17 protein-coding genes, 1 tRNA gene and 1 pseudogene are annotated in these 19,739 nt (G+C 45.8%); 15 read left to right on the top strand and 4 right to left on the bottom strand.

Annotation, left to right across the window (positions count from 1 at the left end; translation table 11 throughout):
- The first annotated feature begins 49 nt into the window (after window positions 1–49).
- From mraZ to murG, 11 genes are all read left to right on the top strand, one after another.
- Complete coding sequence (mraZ, locus tag BM293_RS08305; RefSeq protein ID WP_093448346.1) at window positions 50–508, top strand: division/cell wall cluster transcriptional repressor MraZ; 459 nt, start codon at window positions 50–52, stop codon at window positions 506–508.
- Entirely contained in the window at window positions 505–1,434 is a 930-nt protein-coding gene (gene rsmH, locus BM293_RS08300) for a 16S rRNA (cytosine(1402)-N(4))-methyltransferase RsmH (RefSeq protein WP_093448344.1), read from the top strand. Before mraZ ends, rsmH begins: the two co-directional genes overlap by 4 nt.
- A gap of 47 nt (window positions 1,435–1,481) precedes the next feature.
- Window positions 1,482–2,744 (top strand): cell division protein FtsZ, encoded by a 1,263-nt coding sequence (ftsZ, locus tag BM293_RS08295; protein WP_093448342.1) that lies wholly within the window; start codon window positions 1,482–1,484, stop codon window positions 2,742–2,744.
- A gap of 64 nt (window positions 2,745–2,808) precedes the next feature.
- Window positions 2,809–3,084 carry a cell division protein FtsL gene (locus BM293_RS08290; protein ID WP_234968952.1) on the top strand — a complete coding sequence of 92 codons (276 nt, stop codon included), beginning with the start codon at window positions 2,809–2,811 and terminating at the stop codon, window positions 3,082–3,084.
- Window positions 3,081–4,748 carry a peptidoglycan D,D-transpeptidase FtsI family protein gene (locus BM293_RS08285; RefSeq protein WP_093448338.1) on the top strand — a complete coding sequence of 556 codons (1,668 nt, stop codon included), beginning with the start codon at window positions 3,081–3,083 and terminating at the stop codon, window positions 4,746–4,748. The genes BM293_RS08290 and BM293_RS08285 overlap by 4 nt, the downstream gene beginning before the upstream one ends.
- The gene (locus BM293_RS08280; RefSeq protein WP_093448336.1) at window positions 4,745–6,301 is read left to right on the top strand and encodes a UDP-N-acetylmuramoyl-L-alanyl-D-glutamate--2,6-diaminopimelate ligase; all 1,557 of its coding nucleotides are present in this window, start codon (window positions 4,745–4,747) and stop codon (window positions 6,299–6,301) included. Before BM293_RS08285 ends, BM293_RS08280 begins: the two co-directional genes overlap by 4 nt.
- Window positions 6,298–7,755 carry a UDP-N-acetylmuramoyl-tripeptide--D-alanyl-D-alanine ligase gene (gene murF, locus BM293_RS08275; protein ID WP_093448334.1) on the top strand — a complete coding sequence of 486 codons (1,458 nt, stop codon included), beginning with the start codon at window positions 6,298–6,300 and terminating at the stop codon, window positions 7,753–7,755. Before BM293_RS08280 ends, murF begins: the two co-directional genes overlap by 4 nt.
- Window positions 7,739–8,821 (top strand): phospho-N-acetylmuramoyl-pentapeptide-transferase, encoded by a 1,083-nt coding sequence (mraY, locus tag BM293_RS08270; RefSeq protein WP_093448332.1) that lies wholly within the window; start codon window positions 7,739–7,741, stop codon window positions 8,819–8,821. Before murF ends, mraY begins: the two co-directional genes overlap by 17 nt.
- Before the next feature lie 3 nt (window positions 8,822–8,824).
- Window positions 8,825–10,156: a UDP-N-acetylmuramoyl-L-alanine--D-glutamate ligase gene (gene murD, locus BM293_RS08265; protein ID WP_093448330.1), complete on the top strand. Its 1,332-nt coding sequence runs from the start codon at window positions 8,825–8,827 to the stop codon at window positions 10,154–10,156.
- Window positions 10,157–10,162: 6 nt separating this feature from the next.
- Entirely contained in the window at window positions 10,163–11,335 is a 1,173-nt protein-coding gene (ftsW, locus tag BM293_RS08260; RefSeq protein WP_234968951.1) for a putative lipid II flippase FtsW, read from the top strand.
- Window positions 11,332–12,414 carry an undecaprenyldiphospho-muramoylpentapeptide beta-N-acetylglucosaminyltransferase gene (gene murG, locus BM293_RS08255; RefSeq protein ID WP_093448326.1) on the top strand — a complete coding sequence of 361 codons (1,083 nt, stop codon included), beginning with the start codon at window positions 11,332–11,334 and terminating at the stop codon, window positions 12,412–12,414. Before ftsW ends, murG begins: the two co-directional genes overlap by 4 nt.
- 7 nt (window positions 12,415–12,421) lie before the next feature.
- Here murG and BM293_RS08250 read toward each other — a convergent pair.
- A tRNA-Arg gene (locus tag BM293_RS08250) sits at window positions 12,422–12,494 on the bottom strand.
- Between the two features lie 17 nt (window positions 12,495–12,511).
- Window positions 12,512–12,823: an ArsR/SmtB family transcription factor gene (locus BM293_RS08245; protein ID WP_093448324.1), complete on the bottom strand. Its 312-nt coding sequence runs from the start codon at window positions 12,821–12,823 to the stop codon at window positions 12,512–12,514.
- Between the two features lie 118 nt (window positions 12,824–12,941).
- On the opposite strand from BM293_RS08245, the gene BM293_RS08240 reads away from it, so the two are divergent.
- The gene (locus tag BM293_RS08240; RefSeq protein WP_093448322.1) at window positions 12,942–14,246 is read left to right on the top strand and encodes a S41 family peptidase; all 1,305 of its coding nucleotides are present in this window, start codon (window positions 12,942–12,944) and stop codon (window positions 14,244–14,246) included.
- Window positions 14,247–14,254: 8 nt separating this feature from the next.
- Entirely contained in the window at window positions 14,255–15,094 is an 840-nt protein-coding gene (locus tag BM293_RS08235; protein WP_234968950.1) for a YihY family inner membrane protein, read from the top strand.
- A gap of 12 nt (window positions 15,095–15,106) precedes the next feature.
- Here BM293_RS08235 and gshA read toward each other — a convergent pair whose 3' ends face one another.
- Together gshA and BM293_RS08225 are read right to left on the bottom strand one after the other, a co-directional pair.
- On the bottom strand, window positions 15,107–16,405 hold the full coding sequence (gene gshA, locus BM293_RS08230; protein WP_093448318.1) for a glutamate--cysteine ligase: 1,299 nt from the start codon (window positions 16,403–16,405) through the stop codon (window positions 15,107–15,109).
- A 41-nt stretch (window positions 16,406–16,446) separates the two neighbouring features.
- Window positions 16,447–18,339: a sensor histidine kinase gene (locus tag BM293_RS08225; RefSeq protein WP_093448316.1), complete on the bottom strand. Its 1,893-nt coding sequence runs from the start codon at window positions 18,337–18,339 to the stop codon at window positions 16,447–16,449.
- Between the two features lie 36 nt (window positions 18,340–18,375).
- Here BM293_RS08225 and BM293_RS08220 point away from each other — a divergent pair, with 36 nt between their 5' ends.
- Together BM293_RS08220 and BM293_RS10465 are read left to right on the top strand one after the other, a co-directional pair.
- Window positions 18,376–19,077, top strand: a complete 702-nt coding sequence (locus BM293_RS08220; RefSeq protein ID WP_234968949.1) for a response regulator transcription factor — start codon at window positions 18,376–18,378, stop codon at window positions 19,075–19,077.
- Between the two features lie 508 nt (window positions 19,078–19,585).
- Window positions 19,586–19,705 (top strand): annotated as a pseudogene (locus BM293_RS10465) (ESPR domain-containing protein); the annotation flags it as partial.
- Window positions 19,706–19,739: the final 34 nt, after the last annotated feature.

Here is a 19,739-nt window from a genome sequence, read left to right as displayed (position 1 = left end):
CTTATAGTGGGCTCAGGTGGTTAAAAGTGGAAGAAAGTGGGGATTTAGGGTGTTATTTTTTCGCGGCATCAATGCAATCAATCTTGACGATAAGGGACGCTTTGCTATGCCAAAGCGCTACCGAGATTCGATTGCCGATGCCTGTGACAATCACTTAATCGCCACAATCGATTTAAACAGCCCTTGCTTGTTAATTTATACCCAAGATGAGTGGGAAGTTATTGAGCGAAAACTTATGTCACTCCCTAATATGGATCCACAAGCAAGAATGGTGCAACGTTTGTTGTTAGGTCATGCTTCTGAAATTGATTTAGATGCGCAAGGTCGCATGCTACTGCCTAGTTTGTTGCGTGAACATGCCAAGTTAGATAAGCAGGCAATTTTATTAGGGCAGGGGAATAAGTTTGAACTTTGGAGCCATGAATCTTGGGAGTCAAGCCGTCCAGATATGCTAACCAGTGTGCAGCAGCTTGACGGCCAGGGTGCACTTGCGAATCTAAGCTTATGAGTGATAAGTCTGGTCATTATTCCGTGCTGTTGGCAGAAAGCTTGCATGGTTTAGCGATTAAGCCAGATGGCTTTTATATTGATGGTACTTTTGGACGTGGCGGCCATAGTCGTGCCCTACTTGAGCAACTTGGTGAGGATGGTCGGCTTGTTGCTTTTGACCAAGATCCTGAAGCCGTTGCACACGCGCGAGCCACGATTGAAGATCCACGTTTTGAAATAGTCTATGCCAGTTTTGCCGATCTGCTTTCGGTTGCCGAACAAGGGGGCTGGGTTGGAAAAGTAGATGGTATTTTGCTTGATTTAGGCGTATCTTCACCGCAGCTTGATGAAGCCGAACGTGGATTTAGTTTTATGCGTGAGGGGCCACTCGATATGCGAATGAACCCAGCGGTGGGTCTCAGCGCTAAAGACTGGTTGATCGCAGTTGAAGAGGATCAATTGGCGCGGGTATTAAAGCATTTTGGCGAAGAACGTTTTGCGTACAAAATCGCACGAGCAGTGAGCCATGATGCAAAAGCAGGCTTGCTAAACACCACTAAAGACCTAGCAGAGTTGGTTGCAAGAGTGGTGCCCAAAAAAGACAAGCATAAACACCCTGCGACGCGGACTTTTCAGGCGATTCGCATCGCGGTAAATGGTGAGCTAGATGCTTTAAAGCAGGTGTTAGATGCTAGCTTAGCGGTACTGGCACCGCAGGGTCGATTGAGTGTGATTAGTTTCCACTCTCTCGAAGACCGAATAGTCAAACAGTTTATGCGTGATCAGTCACAGGTTAAGGACTTATTTCCCGATTTGCCTGTATTGATTGCGACTACCGAAGCGCATTTAAAGCGTATTGGTAAAGCCATTTTTCCAAGTGAAGAAGAGTGCTTAAAAAATGTTCGATCGCGCAGTGCAGTTCTGCGCGTGGCAGAAAAGATTTAACTTAATAATTATCTAATCAGGTTTTGGCGTGACAAGGGGATGGAGTTATGAGCGGCATGAAGTTTGATCTAAAAGAGTCCAAAGTGGTAAGACAGCCAGGTTTACCTATCATTAAAGTGATTGGCATGGGCGGCGGCGGCAGTAACGCTGTTGACTATATGGTGCGTAGCAAAGTTGAAGGCGTTGATTTTTTGTGTGCTAATACTGACGCACAAGCGTTGGCGCACTCAAATGTACCGGTGAGAATTCAAATTGGTTCAAATGGATTGGGGGCAGGTGCTGATCCTGAAAAAGGTCGTGAAGCCGCTGAGCAAGATATTGATGCAATCAAAGAGCAGCTTAAAGACGCCGACATGTTGTTTATAACGGCAGGCATGGGCGGTGGAACGGGTACCGGTGCGGCACCTGTAGTCGCTAAAGTGGCTCGTGATATGGGCATTCTCACCGTAGGGGTAGTGAGTCGTCCATTTAGCTTTGAGCGTCGCACAAATGTAGCTGATCAAGGTATTGAGCAGTTATCGAGCGCAGTTGATTCATTGATCACCATCCCGAATGACAAGCTAGTCGAAGTGTTAGGTAAGGATTTCATGTTTGCTAAGGCTTTTGACCATGCAAATGAAATTTTGCACGGCGCGGTGCAGGGCATTTCTGAGATGGTAACACGTCCAGGCTTGATCAACGTCGACTTTGAAGACTTACGCACAGTCATGTCTGAGCGTGGTTTAGGTATGATGGGCGTGGGATCGGCCAAGGGCGAAGATCGTGCCCGAAAAGCAATTGATAAAGCCATTGCCAATCCATTGCTAGATGATGTGGCTGTAGCTGGCGCACGCGGTTTCTTGGTCAATATTACCGGTGGGCTAGATTTTAGTATTGGTGAGTACAATGTAATTGGTGATGTGGTTAATCAATTTGCAGATAATGATGCACGTGTTATTATTGGTACTTCAATTGATGAAACGCTTGAGGATGAAATTCGAGTCACTGTCGTTGCTACAGGTTTAGTGGGTTCGCAGCCAAAACCAGAAATGGTGCGCCCAAATACTCAAGGTGTGCAGGCAGTGCAAGCCTCTGAACGAGCGAAAGAGACAGCTACTACAGCTACTCAGTCTGTTGAGGAACCTAAGGTAGCCATGATTAAGCCGACCTTGGTCGAGCCTAAATCAGCAGCACCTAAACCCTCTCAGCCGAAACATACCCCCTTTGAGTCTGACACAGCTCACGTTGCAATAGCCGCCAATGGTAACACGGTGCCGCGTTCAAATAATTACCTCGACATTCCCGCATTCTTAAGACGCCAAGTCGACTAAGTAGCTTGGTATTGTAAGCATGCAAAGGCAGCATTTAGAGCCTACTCCTATCAAACGTGTTGGTATGAGTGGGCTTTTTACATTTGGACTGATCTTGGTTTTAGGCATGGCTTTAGTGGCTAAGGTGCTATTGCAGCACCAAATACGTGACTTAGAGGCGGCCTATTACGAGCAATTGGAATATCAAAGTCAGTTACGAGAAGAATGGGGGCAAATGCTGCTTGAGTCTGCACACTTAACCGCCCCATTGCTCGTTGAGCAGCAGGCGCGTAGTCACTTGAATATGCAAAAACCTTTGCAACGGCAGTTTCTAGTCTTGACTGAGGAGGGTGCTCAGTGAGCTTTAAGCTGCGTGCTCAACTCATTCTATTTGTGTTAATGGTCGGGTTAGCTTTACTGGCCGGTCGTGCCTTTTATTTGCAAGCCTTGCACGCTGAGTTTTTGAATGCTGAAGCGGATAAACGCCAATTGCGCGTGATCGATTTACCGGCGCCTCGTGGCAAAGTGTTGGATCGAAATGCTGAAGTATTGGCACTTAGCACGCCCATTACATCGATTTGGGTCGATGCCAATCGACTAAATAGCCATCCGAATAAACAAGAAATTATCAGTCAGCTTGCTCAAGCACTAGATATTGCACTTGATGACATTATGGCCAGAGTAAGTGAGCAATCTAACCGGCGCTATTTATATATAAGGCGTGGTCTGATGCCACAGGTGGGTACGCAAGTCCAGTCGCTCAATTTGCCATTTGTGTATGTGAAGCCTGAGTATCGGCGCTACTATCCGCATGCGCACACCACTGCGCATTTAGTTGGCTATAACAATATCGATGATATTGGACAGGATGGTATTGAGGCAATTTATAACCCCTGGCTAACAGGGCAGACGGGTCGTTTTCGTGTCGTCAAAGACTTGCATGGACGGGTGGTATCGTCAGTTGCAACCTTACAAGATTTGCAAGCGGGGCAAGATTTAACACTTACCCTTGATAGTCACATCCAATATTTTGCGCACAGAGCTTTGCATGACACTATTGTGAAGCATGATGCGCTTGGTGGTTCAGTCGTGGTCATTGATTTGGCTACATCAGACATTCTTGCATTAGCAAACCAACCTAGCTTTAACCCAAATGATCGCAGTCAAATTAGTGGTGAAGCGATTAGAAATCGTGCAATTTCTACCCTCATTGAACCAGGTTCTACAATTAAACCGCTTGTTATAGCAAAATTGCTAGATGCAGGGCTGGTTGAAGAAGATGAAGTTGTTTCAACGCACCCAGGGCATATCAGAGTTCATGGTCATTTGATAAGTGATGCAATTAACTACCGAGAACTTGATCTTACTGGGGTGGTGCAAAAGTCTAGTAATGTTGCGATGGCTAAGCTGGTGCCTAGATTAAGCCGAGAAGCGCATTGGGAATTTATGACTGCGCTAGGATTTGGTCGTGACTCCGGTCTATTTTTACCTGGTGAGCAGTCAGGGCGATTGCGTCACTATGCCAATTGGTCAGCCATGGATCAAATATCGAGTTCTTTTGGTTATGGATTTAATGCTACCCTTTTGCAACTAGCTCAAGCCTATCAATTATTTGGTCAGCAAGGACAGGTCACACCATTGCGTTTAATTGCTGATCAGACGAGTGGTGAAGCACAACAAGTTGTATCACCGCAAGCGGCTCAAGCGGTACTAGAGATGATGGAGAGTGTGACTGAGCCAGGAGGAACGGGAACGGAAGCCAGGATCGATGGCTATCGTGTAGCGGGTAAAACAGGTACGGTTCACAAAACAGCTGGCGGTGTTTATCAGCTTGATAAATATCAAGCCATGTTTGTTGGGTTAGCCCCCGTGTCAAGTCCTCGGCTTTTGGTTGCTGTTATGATTGATGAGCCCAGTCGTGGTGTTTATGGCGGTGGCTCTGTTGCGGCGCCTGTGTTTAGGGAGGTAATGAGCCATGCGCTGCGATTGCAAAATATCGACCCTGACCGGGTGAGTGTGCCATGATTAAAGTAGCGCGTAAAACGATGGCCGAGTTGGCCGCATTTTTGTCGCCAAACATTGCAGCGGAACAAGGTGTTTGGCAAGGTAATACGTCTGTTTTTCACTTAGTTCGTCATGCCAATGAAGCGAGTGAAGGGTCTGTATTTATTGCTTTACCCGGTTTAAAAACCCATGCCAATCAATACCTACAGCAGGCTAGACAAGCGGGTGCACATTGGGTAATAAGTGATCGAATGCCAAAACAGCGACCCACAGACATGGGTATTTGGGTTGTGCCAAATCTGTCGAATAGGTTGGCTGATCTTGCTAATTGGTTTTATGACTATCCCAGCAGCCAGCTTAGTTTAATTGGCGTTACAGGCACAAATGGCAAAACGACAACAAGTTTTTTAGTGGCTCAATTACTGAATCTGTTAGGACAAAAAGTAGCCTTATTGGGTACATTGGGTGCGGGTGTTTATCCTAATTTGCGATATACAGGCCATACCACACCCGATATTTTAACAACCCAGGCCTGGCTGGCCGAAGCGGTAAGTGAGGGCTGTAAGTTTGCTGTTATGGAGGTTTCATCCCATGCGATAGTGCAGCAGCGTATTGCCGGCCTGGCCTTTGCTATAAAAGCGTTAACTCAAGTGACTGAAGATCATATAGATTTTCATGGCAGTGTGGCGGCATACCATCAGGCTAAGCAAGATTTCTTTATTAAGGGTTCGCAGCCTAAAAACCACCCAGCTGAAACGTGGGTGGTAAATATAGCAGATGGCGTTGGGCAGCAACTTGATTTCGCTTTAAAACAACACAGTGCGGAGCCGAGTATCAGCTGTGTTCGTTATCAAGCAGATTTATCGGTTGTTACGCATGCGGATGCCAGTTTAGTTGCATTAGCGCAATCCCCAAGAGCTCACGGCTTTCAGCTTAGCCTGCGCTGGCAGCAGCAGGCCTGGTCATGTCATACAAATTTGCTGGGTGACTACAATATTGAAAACTTACTTTGCAGTTTAAGCTGCGTGTTAAGTCTAGGATTCGATTTAAAACAGGTGCAAGATACAGTGCCAAGTTTAGTTGCACCACCGGGTCGTTTAGAGCGTGTAGCCTGTTTGAAACCTCTAAATGTTGTGGTCGACTTTGCCCATACGACCGACGCGTTGCGCCGGGTATTACAGACGCTAAATGAGTTGCGGCAAGCAATAAAACCTAGCTGTTCAATTTGGGTGATATTTGGTTGTGGGGGTGATCGCGACAAAACCAAGCGTCCAGCGATGACAGCGCAAGCCTACCAGTTAGCAGACTATTTAGTGTTAACCAGTGATAACCCACGCTCTGAGCCAATAGAAACGATTTTGGCGGATATGTTAGCAGGCCTGCCAAGCGGCTTTGATAACAAAAAAATGATCATTGAAACAGATCGTAAACGAGCGATTGAAACAGCTTTGTATCGTGCCAAAGAGGGTGATTGGGTTTTAGTAGCAGGTAAAGGTCATGAAAGCACACAACAAATAAACGGGCAGTGCTATGTTTTTTCAGATCAACAAGTGATAAAGGAATGGACGCCATGAACGCTGAACAAGCGCGGACTGATAGCCTTAAGAGTCGTTGGACTTTAGCGCAGCTCGCTGATTGGTTAAATGTACTCTTACCATCAACTTGGCAAGATCAAGGCGATTTAGCAATAGCACAGCTGGTCACGGACTCGCGGACAGTCAAAGCCGGTGATGTATATATTGCAATTGAAGGTCCGCGCTTTGATGGGCACCATTTTATTGCTCAAGCCATTAAGCAAGGGGCCGTTGCTTGTATTATTAGCAATAGAGCTTTTAGTGAGCAAGCTGTGCCATGCCTAGTTGTAGCGGATACCACTCGAGCGCTAGGGCGACTCGGTCAAGCGCATCGTCGCGCGGCAAAATTGGATTGTTTGGTTGCGGTAACGGGCTCGAATGGCAAAACCACGGTAAAAGAACTCTTGGCTGCCCTGTTTGCAACCAAAGGTGCAACCTTGGCAACACAGGGCAATTTAAATAATCAGTTTGGTGTGCCACGAACCTTACTCTCGATTAATGACGATCATCGCTATGCGGTTATTGAAATGGGCGCAAATCATCAGGGTGAAATCGATTGCCTAACGCGTCTGGCTGAACCTGATATTGCGGTGATTACCCTAGCCGCCCCCGCACACCTAGAGGGCTTCGGCAGTCTAGATGGTATTATTGCGGCTAAAGGTGAAATCATGCATGGCATAAAACCCGATGGGGTTGGGATTATTAATACTGATTCGCCTGGTTTTAATCAATGGCAAGAAAAATTAAATCGCAGTCATTCCAAGACTATGAGTTTTGGCCAGTCTGCTCAAGCGGATGTCCAAATTCGTAATGTGATAGCGGATCAGCAGGGCGTTCATTTTGAGTTGTACTATCAGCAGGTCTGGCGCAAAGTGACCAGTCCGTTATTAGGGGCTCATAATGCCTATAATCTCGCTGCTGGTGCGGCTGTAGCGCAGGCATTAGGCTGGGATTGGGAGGACATTGCACCAGTGTTTGCTCAGTTTACCGGCACCGATGGTCGGTTACAAACCTATCAATTGGGCGCACTCACTTTAATTGATGATAGTTACAACGCTAATCCAAGCTCGATGGCGGCAGGGTTAGATAGTCTTCATGCCCTTGCCAGTCCTGATAACAAGCCGATGCTGGCCTGTTTAGGAACCATGGCTGAGTTAGGGGGTACGGCAGTAGAAGCGCATTTTCAGATTGGTCAGCAGGCCGCACGGCTAGGCGTAAATCAGCTGTGGGCGCAAGGATCCCATGCAAACGATTATATAGCGGGCTTTAAATCCATAAAAAATGAACAAGCCTTGTCAAAAAATGCCGATCATGCTGCCATGATAGCGCAATTATTTACACTTTATAAAACCGGTGAACCTTGGGTCGTTTTAATTAAAGGCTCGCGCAGTGCTGCGATGGATCAGTTGCGCCCTGGTTTAACTCAAAGGATTGCCCATGCTCATTTACCTTAGTCAGTATTTAAGTCAGTTTCATAGCGGTTTCACCGTATTTAACTACATCACCGTGCGCGCCATTATGAGTGTGCTGACAGCACTGATCATTTCTTTTTTAATTGGTCCTGCGGTCATCCGCTGGCTCACGCGCTTAAAAGTGGGACAGAGTATTCGTCTGGATGGTCCACAAAGCCATTTAGTCAAAGCAGGCACACCCACAATGGGCGGGACGCTGATTTTGTTTGCGATTGCCATTGCGCTCTTGTTATGGGGTGATCTAACCAATTTTTATCTGTTGTTGGTCAGTTTTACTATGTTTGGCTTTGGTGTGATCGGCTTTATCGATGACTATAAAAAAGTCGTCTATCGCGATCCAGAGGGGATGCGCTCGCGGACCAAGTTTTTTTGGCAGTCCGTCATTGGTTTAATTGCCGCCTTTGGCTTTTATCATTTTGCGCAGGTGCCAGCCGAAACCCAGCTGCTCATTCCCTATATGAAGGACAACTATATCTATTTAGGTGCCTGGGTGATTGTCTTAAGTTACTTTGTGATAGTTGGTACCTCCAATGCGGTGAATTTAACGGACGGTTTAGATGGCTTGGCGATTATGCCTACCGTAATGGTGGCCGCCGCATTAGGCGTATTTGCCTATGCTTCCGGCCATGCCGTTTTTGCAGCCTATTTAGATATTCCGCATATTCCAGGCGTGGGCGAGCTTACGATTTTAATGGCCGCGATGGTCGGAGCCGGTTTAGGCTTTTTGTGGTTTAACACCCATCCAGCGCAAGTCTTTATGGGCGATGTCGGCTCGCTTGCGTTAGGCGCGGCGTTAGGGGCGACCGCGGTGGCGGTTCGCCAAGAAATCGTGTTATTTATTATGGGAGGCATTTTTGTTATTGAAACCCTATCCGTTATTTTACAAGTCGGCTCCTATAAATTGCGAGGGAAACGGGTGTTTCTAATGGCGCCATTGCATCATCATTTTGAACATAAAAATTGGCATGAGTCGCAAATAATTGTGCGTTTTTGGATTATCACCATTATTTTAGTGCTGATTGGCTTGGCGAGCTTAAAGTTGAGATAAACCATGTATTTAGTGATTGGATTAGGCATAACAGGTCAATCGGTATTACGCTATTTAACGCATAACAATGAAGCCATTCTGGCCTATGATACGCGCGAGGAACTTGACCTTGCGCCACTTGAGCAAGCCTATCCAAATGTAAAGTTTGCCAAGAGTCGGCTGCCATCAACATGGGTGGCTAAAACGACTGTGGTCGTGATCAGTCCTGGAATAGATTTACGCCAGCCTTGGCTGCAGCCATTTAGGCAAAAAGGCGTTGATATTATTGGTGATATTGAGTTATTTGCACGAGCCACCCGTGCGCCCGTGCTTGGCATTACCGGTTCTAATGGTAAAAGTAGCGTGACAAGTTTAACTGCGCAGCTCCTGAAGCAAGCGGGTTATGTCGTGGGTTTAGGTGGCAACATAGGTCAACCGGTATTGGATTTATTGCTTGATGATAATACTTATGATGTATTTGTATTAGAGTTATCAAGTTTTCAACTAGATACGACTTACTCTTTGCAAACCTGCGCGGCAACCGTACTCAATATCTGTGAAGATCATTTAGACCGTTATGAGGGTATGAGTGCCTACATTGAGTCTAAAAACCGCGTTTACCAAGATACCGAGCTCGCCATCATCCCGCTTGAGGAGCCCACCCAATTTTGGGTGCCCAAGCAAACACCTAAACAGTTTTTTGGTTTGGGTGCGCCTCAAAGTGAGGATGAGTGGGGCTTGCTTGATCTGCAGGGTCAAGACTGGTTGGCACGTGGTAATCAAATGATTATGCCAGTTCAAGACTTAACGTTGCGCGCTCCCCACAATCTTCTTAATGCACTTGCGTCCTTGGCACTTATTCAATCTTTTGATGTATCGTTACCAGTGATTCGTCAAGTGTTGGCAGAGTTTACCGGCTTGCCGCATCGTACCGAATGGGTGGCAGAACGTAATCAGGTTACATGGATTAATGACTCTAAAGGTACCAATGTGGGGGCAACCTTGACAGCCATAAACAGTATCGGTGCAAGTATTAAGCCCAGTAAGTTGGTTGTGTTAGCGGGTGGTGATGCAAAAGGAGCCGATATGCTGCCATTGGCTCAACCATTAGCTGAATTTGCGCGTACGGCCATTGTCTTTGGGCGAGATGCCGCGCAACTTTACCAGGCCTGGTCAGCGCACTTACCTTGCCATCATGTAGAAACATTGGAGCAAGCTGTACAGTTAGCAGCAAAGTTGGCGCAAGCGGGTGATCGGGTATTGTTATCGCCTGCTTGCGCGAGTCTTGATCAATTTGACAATTATCAACATCGTGGGCGCCATTTTGCGGCCTGCGTGGCAGCCTTGGAGAACTAACGCGTGATGAATACATATCGTCTTGATTTGCGGGCTTTAGATACGGGGCTGATTTTTATCGTGACCAGTTTAATTGTGGTCGGTTTAGTGATGGTCTTGTCTAGCTCTGTTGCCGTCAGTGAGTTGCGTTTTGGCCATCAGTGGCATTATTTTCAGCGTCAAGTGTTTGCCCTGGGTCTCGGTGGTATGTTGGCCGCCTTAATGTTATGGGTGCCGAGTGAAACCTGGTTGCGTCATCGTGGTAAGTGGTTTTTATTTGGTTTGGTGTTATTGCTTTTGGTGCTGATTTTTGGCCGAGAAATTGGCGGGGCAAAGCGTTGGTTACCATTGGTCATTATGAACTTTCAACCTGCTGAGTGGGTTAAAATTGCCACCATTGTATTTTTAGCCGGGTATTTGCAGCGCCATCAAGATGCAGTAAGACAGGACGCGGCAGCGGTGATGCGATTATTTTTACCATTTGGTTTGATGGCTGCTCTACTTTTACTTCAACCTGATTATGGCACAACGGTTCTCATTGCAGGCGTTTTGGTGGGGATGTTGTTTATCGCGGGTGCGCCGTTTCGCTACTTTGTGATCACGGTGTTGCCAATTAGTTTGCTGTTAATTGCGCTAGTGATTAATTCGCCCTATCGAATGGCGAGGGTAATGAATTTTATGGATCCTTGGCAAGACCCTTTTGGCGTGGGTTATCAGTTATCGCAAGCCTTAATGGCCATAGGAACGGGGGGCATAACAGGCAGTGGTTTGGGCTCAAGTGTGCAAAAGTTACTCTATTTGCCCGATGCACATACTGACTTTATGTTTGCCATTTTTGCCGAGGAAACAGGTTGGCTCGGTGTAGTATTGTTGTTATCACTTTATGGACTATTATTATGGCGAATGTTTGCTATCGCGCAAGCAGCATGGACCCCAACAGCGCCCTTTAAAGCGCTTGTTGTGTATGGGATTGCTATTATGTTTGCCGGTCAAATTCTTATTAATGTTGGCGTGAATGTTGGCGTATTTCCAACGAAGGGGCTTACCCTGCCATTTGTGAGTTACGGCGGGAGTAGTTTAATGATGGCGCTTTTGGCTATAGGTATCGTGTTGCGGATTGATTACGAAACACGGCTTGCTCAAATAACACAGCGGCAGCAGTCTATTCAGTCAGGCACGAATCCGCAAGGAGTAGGATGAACAAACCAAACCGTATTATGATTATGGCTGCTGGCACTGGGGGGCATGTATTTCCGGGGTTAGCACTGGCGGAGGCTTGGCAAGCGCAAGGGGTGGAAGTGGTTTGGCTCGGCACACCGAATGGCATGGAAAAGCAGTGGGTGAGTGACAAGCATATTCCATTTTATGCTATTGATGTTAAAGGACTAAGAGGTAATGGATTGCGTGGTTGGGTCAGCGCCCCTTGGCGTTTAAGTCAGGCCTGCTGGCGGGCTTATCGGTTAATTAGGCAGCTGCAGCCAGATGCCGTACTCGGTATGGGTGGGTTTGTTTGTGGGCCGGGTGGACTGGCAGCTAAGTTAGCAGGCCTGCCACTTTATTTGCATGAACAAAATGCCATAGTTGGCTTAACTAATCGCTTGTTGGCACCACTAGCAAAAACCGTATTTTGTGGTTTTCAGGTAAGGGGTTGGCATGCTAAAAATCAATATCTTGTCGGTAATCCGGTAAGAGAGGCAATTCAAAAAGTGCCTGCTTTAACGGCGGAGCAAACTCACTCAACCGTCAGAAAAATATTGGTTATCGGTGGCAGTCGTGGCGCCCGTGCCTTAAATGAGACCTTGCCTCAAGCGCTCGGCTTAATGGCCGTGGAGCAGCGACCAGAGGTGTTACATCAAACGGGGCAAGCTGAGCAGGCCAAGACGTGTGCTGCTTATGAGGCGTGTGGGGTTTCCAACGTTAAGGTCGTGTCCTTTATCGATAATATGGCACAGGCCTATGCGGAGTGTGATCTGGTGATCGCACGCGCGGGTGCATTAACGGTCAGCGAAGTGCAGGCGGCAAAGCGTCCTGCTATTTTCATTCCTTTTCCTTATGCGGTTGACGACCATCAAAGTGCCAATGCCGATGTGTTAGTACAACAAGGTGTGGCCCAAACGATTGTTCAGACAGCATTAACGCCTGACGGCTTAGCGAAAGAAATTCAACATTGGCTGGATACGCAGCAGCGATTTGACGTGTCTAATCAGTTTGCAAACATGCCACAGCAGCATGCAACTGAACAAGTTTTAATAGCAATAAAACAAGATTTTACCCGTTAGAAGAGTGTCCGCCCACCAGGACTCGAACCTGGAGTTGCCGCTTAGGAGGCAGCCGTTTTATCCTGTTAAACTATAGGCGGATAATGGAAATTGTAACTTAGTCAGTTGGGCAAAAAGTAGCTTGCATGGCATGGAGTAGATTGATGATTTCATCATCTGCCACACTGCAAAGAATTTTACTACCTTCACGACGCGATGACACAATACCTTTTTCGCGAAGAATATCGATGTGTTGAGAAACATTACTTTGGGTGGTTCCCACCTTTGACACTATGTCCATTACAGGCATTTCACCATCGCTGAGAACACACAATATTTTTAAGCGTAATGGATGCCCCATGGCCTTCAAAGCTTTGGAAGCTTTAAGGATATTGTCCTCTTTCATTTCGAAAAGGTTGTGTTCAGTCATGTTTATTCGTATCCTACTTATAATTTATATTTCAGCAAATTCTAATGCAAAATGGCGATCTTGTGTTATAAAAAGATCAGATATACTGCACTTTAAAGCGTATTACGAGGATAAGTCTGTGGTGAAAACAACTGGATTAAAAAAAATAAGTTGGATGGTAATGGGTGGGGTGCTTGGTGCCAGTTTAGTTGTAGGCACCAGCGTCATGGCCGACCGACAAGCAAACAGCGCCTCAAGTTTGCCATTAGAAGAACTTCGTGCATTTGTAGAGGTATATGACCGTATTTCGACAGGTTATTATGAACCCATTGAAAATGAAAAAATGCTCGAAAACGCGATTCGTGGCATGTTGACTAACTTAGACCCCCATTCTGATTTTTTGCCGAAAGAGAGCTTTGAGCGGGTTGAGGAGAGCACCCGTGGTGAGTTTGGTGGGCTGGGAATGGAAGTCGGGATGGAGGACGGCGCGGTGCGCGTTGTGGCGCCAATCGACGACACGCCTGCGCAGCGAGCAGGGGTACGCTCAGGCGATATCATTATTAAACTAGACGATACGTCGCTGCAAGGCATGAGTTTAACTGAAGCCGTCAAAATGATGCGTGGTGAACCTGGCAGCAAGATTACCCTCACGGTGATTCGTAGCGGTGAAGCAGAACCAATAGAGTTTGAACTTACCCGTGCTATTATCAAGGTCCGCAGTGTTAGAGAGCGTTTACTTGAATCTGATTTGGGTTATGTGCGCATTAGTCAATTTCAAACACGGACTGGTGAAGACCTCAATCGAGCCGTTCGCGAACTCGAAAAAGAAAATAACGGCCCGCTAGCAGGCCTTGTGCTAGATTTGCGTAATAATCCTGGTGGCGTATTAAGCGCGTCTGTTGATGTGTCAAATGCCTTCCTTAATGAGGGGCTTATTGTATATACCGAGGGACGCTTGCAGAATTCTAAAATGCGCTTTGAAGCCAAACGAGGCGATTTAATGAACGGCAAGCCGATTGTGGTGTTGGTCAATGAAGGTTCCGCATCGGCGTCTGAAATCGTGGCCGGTGCCTTGCAAGACCACGAGCGAGCCCTCATTGTTGGCCGAGATACCTTTGGTAAAGGCTCGGTGCAATCCATTTTGCCACTTAATAATGGCTCAGCTATTAAGTTAACCACGGCGCTTTATTTCACACCAGATGGTCGCTCTATTCAGGCTTCAGGTATTAAGCCCGACATTGAAATCGATTTGGTTAAAGTTGAGCGCGTTAATGAAGAGCGACGCCGTGAAAAGGATTTAGACGGGCATATTAACCAAGATGGCGCTGATGCATCTGAACAAGAGCGTTTAGATGAAATTGCGGATCTGTTGTCTGAAGATTATGAACTCTATGAAGGTTTAAACCTTTTGAAGAGCATGGTATTTGCTAACCGCCGTAATTGATTAAATCAATGATGACTAAGCTGGCTAGACTTCCGGGACTAGGACTGTTATTTGCTAGCAGCAAACGATTTGTGTCTTGCAAGGGTGGCGACTTGGTGTCGTCACTCGCTTATGTGTCGCTGGTCAGTTTGGTGCCAATGTTGGCCATTATGATCAGCATTTTTTCGATGTCGCCATTATTCGAGCCATTACAAAATCTGGTGTTGGATATGGTGTTTACCCACTTTATTCCCGACTCTCAGCCGGTTGTTGCCCAGTCTCTAAATAACTTTGCGCAACAAGCTAGTCGCCTTGCTTTACCAGGCCTACTAGCTATGTGGATGACGACGCTGTTATTGCTTTGGCATATTGATCAAAAAGTAAATAGCTTTTGGCAGGTGCGACGCCAACGATCCTGGTGGTGGGTTATCAGTAAATATCTCGCTATTAGCCTATTAGGCCCTATTTTGCTTGGGGCAGGTTTGTTTGCGAGCAGTAGTTTAATGGCTTATCCCATTTGGCAAGAGTTGAACGATTACGAACCCATTCAAATGCTGGAGTGGTTAAAACTGGTACCGCTGATTGTCGGGTTTGTGGTGTTCTTTATGGTATTCAAATGGGTACCAACCGCTTTTATTTCCTGGCAGCAAGCAGGCCTAGTCGCGATTATGGCCAGTATCCAGTTTGAGTTGCTGAAGCGGGGGTTTGCTTGGTTTATCCAGTCTTTTCCAACCTACGATTTGGTCTACGGTGCGCTCGCCGCCTTACCATTATTTTTGTTGTGGCTTTATTTGCTATGGTGGATTGTACTCTGGAATACCGCCTTACTGGCTGAACTGAATTGCCAGCAAGACGAACAGGCTCGTTGATTTGATTAACAGCTAGCCTGGTTTAGTGGATTTGGAATACTTTATTTCATACGCGGCAGCTAGCAAGGCTAGACGCGCGACGACACCGTAGGCATAAAAGCGATTAGGTTCGGCATCCGGTTCTTGGTTTTGATCGGGTAGCACGCCAGACTGTTGAAACGACATAGGTTCAAAATGCATCCCCGGTGAGTTCAGGTTATCTGTTGCGGTTTTGCCGGTATGAATGCGGTAAAAGCCCCCGATGACATGGTTATGAATCATATAGACTACCGGCTCAGCAACCGCTTTATCTAGGGTTTCAAAAGTATAAACACCCTCTTGTACCAGCATTTTATCTACCGATAACCCTTCTTTCGCAAAACTCATCTTATTGCGCTGTTTTCGATTGAGTTTGAGAATATCATCCGCTGATTGCACTGACATGATGGCCATGCCATAGGTACCGCTATCGGATTTAACAATCACAAACGGCTTACAGTCAATATCGTGCTCGTGGTAATAATCACCGGTTTTGGCTAAGACCTCGTTCACTTTTGTGGCTAAGCGTTCCAAGCTGGCCGGATTTTTAAAATCCACTTCGCCGCATTGCACGGATTCGGGCGTTATTAACCAAGGGTCAATATCAACTAATTCAGCTAGGCGTTTAGCTACCGTGGCATAGTGCTGAAAATGGTGCGTTTTGTAACGGCTCGACCAGCCCAAATCAAGTGGCGGCATGAGTACCTGCTCAATGCCTTCTAAAATAGCGGGGCGGCCCGCAGATAAGTCATTATTCAACAACACCGCGCAAGGAAAAAATCCCGCCACACCAACGCGATTACCTTCACGCGCTAAGGGTTCTAACACTAAGCGATTACCCGAAGGCAGGTCTATGGTCTGTTCTTCAGTGATTTCAGGGTTAATCGAGCCAATGCGCACCTCATAGCCAGCGCTTTCAATGATTTCTTTCAGCGTAAAAAGGTTTTCAAGATAGAATGTATTTCGAGTGTGGTTTTCTGGGATAATCAGCACGCCATCAGTGACAGGGCAGGCCTGGGTAATCGCGTGTTGTGCCGCTTGTACCGCCAAAGGGCGTAAGTCTGGATGCAGATTATTAAAGCCTGCCGGGAATAGGTTGGTATCGACCGGCGCCAACTTATAACCGGCATTGCGCAAATCTACCGATGCGTAAAAAGGCGCCGGCGTATCGCGAAACTCTTGCCTAAACCAAGCTTCTATCGCATGAGAGTGATTAAGCAAGTGGGCTTCTAATTCAAGTAACGGGCCGGTCAGTGCCGTGGTCAGATGCGGTACACGATAGTCTTGTGGCATAGTTAGGAGTCTTTAAAAATCGAATAGTATATCAAATCTACCTACTTGCTATCTAATGGAATGCTCAGACTCACTAAACTGCCAGGCTGTTGCGGTTCGATCGTGAGCTTGCCATGATAGCGTTGCAAAATTTCCTGGCTAATAAATAAACCTAGTCCTAATCCCGACGTACTCTGAGTATTACGCCCGCGTTTGAAAGCTTGAGTGATCTCATTATCTTGATCAAAACCAATACCAAAGTCGCGCACCGCTATGATCAGTTGCGCCTTATCAAGTGAAACAGTGATGATAACGTTTTGATCCGGTTTGGAATATTTTAAGGCGTTGTTGACCACCATATTCAGCGCCATCACCAGCGGTTCGGCATCGCCTTTAATCTTTAGTGTGCTATGTTGTTCTGAAAGCGACTCCGGTTCAAAATCCCATTCCACAATAATACGTGGCCGTTGGTCAATTTTATTAAGACTCTGATAAAAGATTCGGCTAAATTGAGCCAGTGTTGTGTAACCTTCTTCAAAACGATTCACCTCATAGTCAGCCTCTAAGCATTGATTGACCAAGTCCTGTAGGCGTTGACGAGCACGTTGCTGAGTGTGTAAGTCTTGTTGCATTTGACGAACGATATGAGGTGCCACATTTTGTTTAGCTAAGTCATCAAGATCGTCTGCTAAATTGCGACCGGCTGCGCTACCAATGGCTAAAGGGGTCATAAACTCATGAGAAAGCAGGCGCAAAAACAATTTGCGTTGGCTCACCAGCTCTTGTTCAAGTTGTAATTGTTGTAATTCAGTTTGAAGCTTAATAAAGTTTCGGTAGTAATAACCCAGCATGATAAAAAACAAGACTATCAATTGAAATGCTATTGCAAAAGCAAATAGGTTAGCCATCACAAAATTGGCGGGAACGAGGCCATAAATCGCTAAAATTCGTATCACAATCGCGATGACCATAATGCCAAACATCGCAAAATAAAAGCGTGCGATTAAATTTTGTCGAACCATTAATAGACTTAAAACGAGAATAGTCAGCAGCGAGACAATAGCTAAGCTATGTACAAATCTGAGTGGCGTTTGCAAGTCATCAAATATTGCGCCGGTTACAGTTAGAAAAATTAAGCCTAAACCGATAACCAGCAATGCTAGATAGATGCGGGGGTAGTTGGGTTGGATATTAAGCAGGGCATTTGACAGTAATATAAAACTCAAGATGATAATGGGCTGGACAATAACGACCCAAGGATCACTTGGCAAATTAATATAGTGCATCCAACCATAAATGGTTGCCAATACAAAGCTGTAGCTACTTACCAAAATAATAAAATACAGCGCTGCAATATGCCGAGTGACAAAAAATAAGATGACACTGAACAGAATGATTAATAGCAAAGACGCTGCTATGAATGCCGATACGATGATAATCGGTGCATCTTTTGCCTGTATCTGAGCCTGAGTGATAAAAACCATATCGGTCGAGATCGAGTTTTGCGACGCTAGGCGAGCAAAAATGACGAGCTCATCTGCGGTGTCTGTATCCAAATAAGGGCTTAAGGGAACGGCAGGTAATCGTTGCGGGGACAGGTCAGCAGGTCGGCTACGTCGGTCACCCAGTTCATAATGCGCTAGTAATCTATTATTTTGTAAAATATACACATCAATGTAATCCAAGTACGGATTCCCAAATTGCAAATTCCAGCTTGGTGTTAAGCAGGCCTGCTTGGGATTAAAGACGGTTTTTATCCAGACGGCATCCCGGGTTAAACCCAGCGCCTCAGCTTGATAAGGTTCGGTAAATTGAATGGTTAGAATGTCGTCAAAGTCTAGCGCAGCTGAAGTATCAAAAAATATCGTGCTATCATGAGGCAGGCTCTGGTAAGGATGACACTGGAAGCCATCAGCTCGCAGCAAAGTGGCTAGGCTAAATAACACTAACCCCATGCTTATTGCAAACAGACGCGAAAACGTTAGGAGAGAATGAAGTTGCAAGATTCGCCCGCCTCAAAATTAACACTATTGCTTATTGAAGATGAAGAAGATTTGGCTTACCAGCTGCAACGGTTTTTAATTAAACGCGGCTATGCTGTGCAAATTTCGTTCGAAATTAAAGATAGTTTAGCATTGATTAAGGAGCAATCCTTCGATGCGGTGTTATTTGACCGTTTATTGCCCGATGGCGACGCACTTGAGGTGGTCAATGAAATTAAAGATCATCATGCAGGCCTGCTGCTCATTATGAGTGCGTTGGGTCGTGTTAAGGATCGGGTTGCTGGGTTTAAAAAGGATGTCGATTACTACCTGCCTAAGCCAGTTGATCTAGATGAATTGTTAGCGATTTTAGAGCACTATGAACGCACTAAGCAAAGTCATGCCACAGATGAAAACCTGTCAGCACAGATGAAGTGGTCTTTGGTAAGTAGTCAACTGATTTGTCCTGCGGGCATTCAGATCACCTTGACAGCACGAGAAGCAATTATGGTCGCGCTGTTAATTGACCATGCTGGTAGCCTAGTATCGAAAGAGATGTTAATCAATGCATTAAATAAAAATTACGATGCTTATGATCCCAAAGCCCTTGACTCGGCAATCTATCGTATTCGGAGCAAAGTCGATGCAGCGGCTCAACATGCCTTACCATTAGAAACCGTTCATGGCTTAGGTTATGTTTGGCAGGTATAGCATAATTGGCATTGTGTTAAGGTATTAGAGTAATCTTCGCTTTATAGGGACACTTGCAATGGAAGATTTTTTAAAAATCTTTTAATTAATTTTAATCTTCAGTGCGATTTGTGAAGGAAAATGGAACTTTTCAAAAGCCCATAAGTTGATTCATCCTAACTTCGCCAAAAGCGTTATTTAATATTATGCCGACTGTTCCTCGATTCAATACACAACCTGGTGCAAATCGACCACCATACCCTTTAGTTTAATCTAACCTTCCCAGGTACGAAGTAAATGTATTTTTTGTAAGCATTGTTTCTTTAATGCTTTTACAGTAATAGAGATTCAGGCGAGAATAAAGTTTATTTTTGTCAGAAATTATCAGAAATGAATAAAACATCTTTTGTTAATCTTGAATATATACAACTGTGTGTACTGAAAGGTCGCTTCAAGCTAATAAAGAATTAAGTTTGTTGTCTTACACGCAAACATTATATTTAGACTCGCATCTATAAGAGATACTACTATGAATAAAATATACCGTACCGTTTGGAATGCAGTGAAAGGCGTTTGGCAAGTTGCTAGTGAGATTGGTCCGAATCGAAGCAAGCAAAAAACGAAACGCTTAGCACGCCCAGCTTCAGTGGTAGTTGGTAGTCTTATTCTGGTGAGTTCGCAGT

The organism is Thiomicrospira sp. ALE5 (assembly GCF_900112445.1).
Classification (GTDB): domain Bacteria; phylum Pseudomonadota; class Gammaproteobacteria; order Thiomicrospirales; family Thiomicrospiraceae; genus Thiomicrospira.
Note: the sequence above shows the minus strand (reverse complement) of the source record. Positions and strands in the feature narration are given on the sequence as shown.

What these genes read in the sequence shown, in the direction of transcription:
- rsmH (WP_093448344.1), top strand. Translation starts at nt 505, where the DNA reads ATGAGTGATAAGTCTGGTCATTATTCCGTGCTGTTGGCAGAAAGCTTG.
- murF (WP_093448334.1), top strand. Translation starts at nt 6,298, where the DNA reads ATGAACGCTGAACAAGCGCGGACTGATAGCCTTAAGAGTCGTTGGACT.
- ftsW (WP_234968951.1), top strand. Translation starts at nt 10,163, where the DNA reads ATGAATACATATCGTCTTGATTTGCGGGCTTTAGATACGGGGCTGATT.
- BM293_RS08225 (WP_093448316.1), bottom strand. Translation starts at nt 18,339, where the DNA reads ATGGGGTTAGTGTTATTTAGCCTAGCCACTTTGCTGCGAGCTGATGGC.
- BM293_RS08220 (WP_234968949.1), top strand. Translation starts at nt 18,376, where the DNA reads ATGAAGTTGCAAGATTCGCCCGCCTCAAAATTAACACTATTGCTTATT.
- mraY (WP_093448332.1), top strand. Translation starts at nt 7,739, where the DNA reads ATGCTCATTTACCTTAGTCAGTATTTAAGTCAGTTTCATAGCGGTTTC.
- BM293_RS08235 (WP_234968950.1), top strand. Translation starts at nt 14,255, where the DNA reads ATGATGACTAAGCTGGCTAGACTTCCGGGACTAGGACTGTTATTTGCT.
- murG (WP_093448326.1), top strand. Translation starts at nt 11,332, where the DNA reads ATGAACAAACCAAACCGTATTATGATTATGGCTGCTGGCACTGGGGGG.
- BM293_RS08290 (WP_234968952.1), top strand. Translation starts at nt 2,809, where the DNA reads ATGAGTGGGCTTTTTACATTTGGACTGATCTTGGTTTTAGGCATGGCT.
- murD (WP_093448330.1), top strand. Translation starts at nt 8,825, where the DNA reads ATGTATTTAGTGATTGGATTAGGCATAACAGGTCAATCGGTATTACGC.
- BM293_RS08245 (WP_093448324.1), bottom strand. Translation starts at nt 12,823, where the DNA reads ATGACTGAACACAACCTTTTCGAAATGAAAGAGGACAATATCCTTAAA.
- BM293_RS08280 (WP_093448336.1), top strand. Translation starts at nt 4,745, where the DNA reads ATGATTAAAGTAGCGCGTAAAACGATGGCCGAGTTGGCCGCATTTTTG.
- gshA (WP_093448318.1), bottom strand. Translation starts at nt 16,405, where the DNA reads ATGCCACAAGACTATCGTGTACCGCATCTGACCACGGCACTGACCGGC.
- ftsZ (WP_093448342.1), top strand. Translation starts at nt 1,482, where the DNA reads ATGAGCGGCATGAAGTTTGATCTAAAAGAGTCCAAAGTGGTAAGACAG.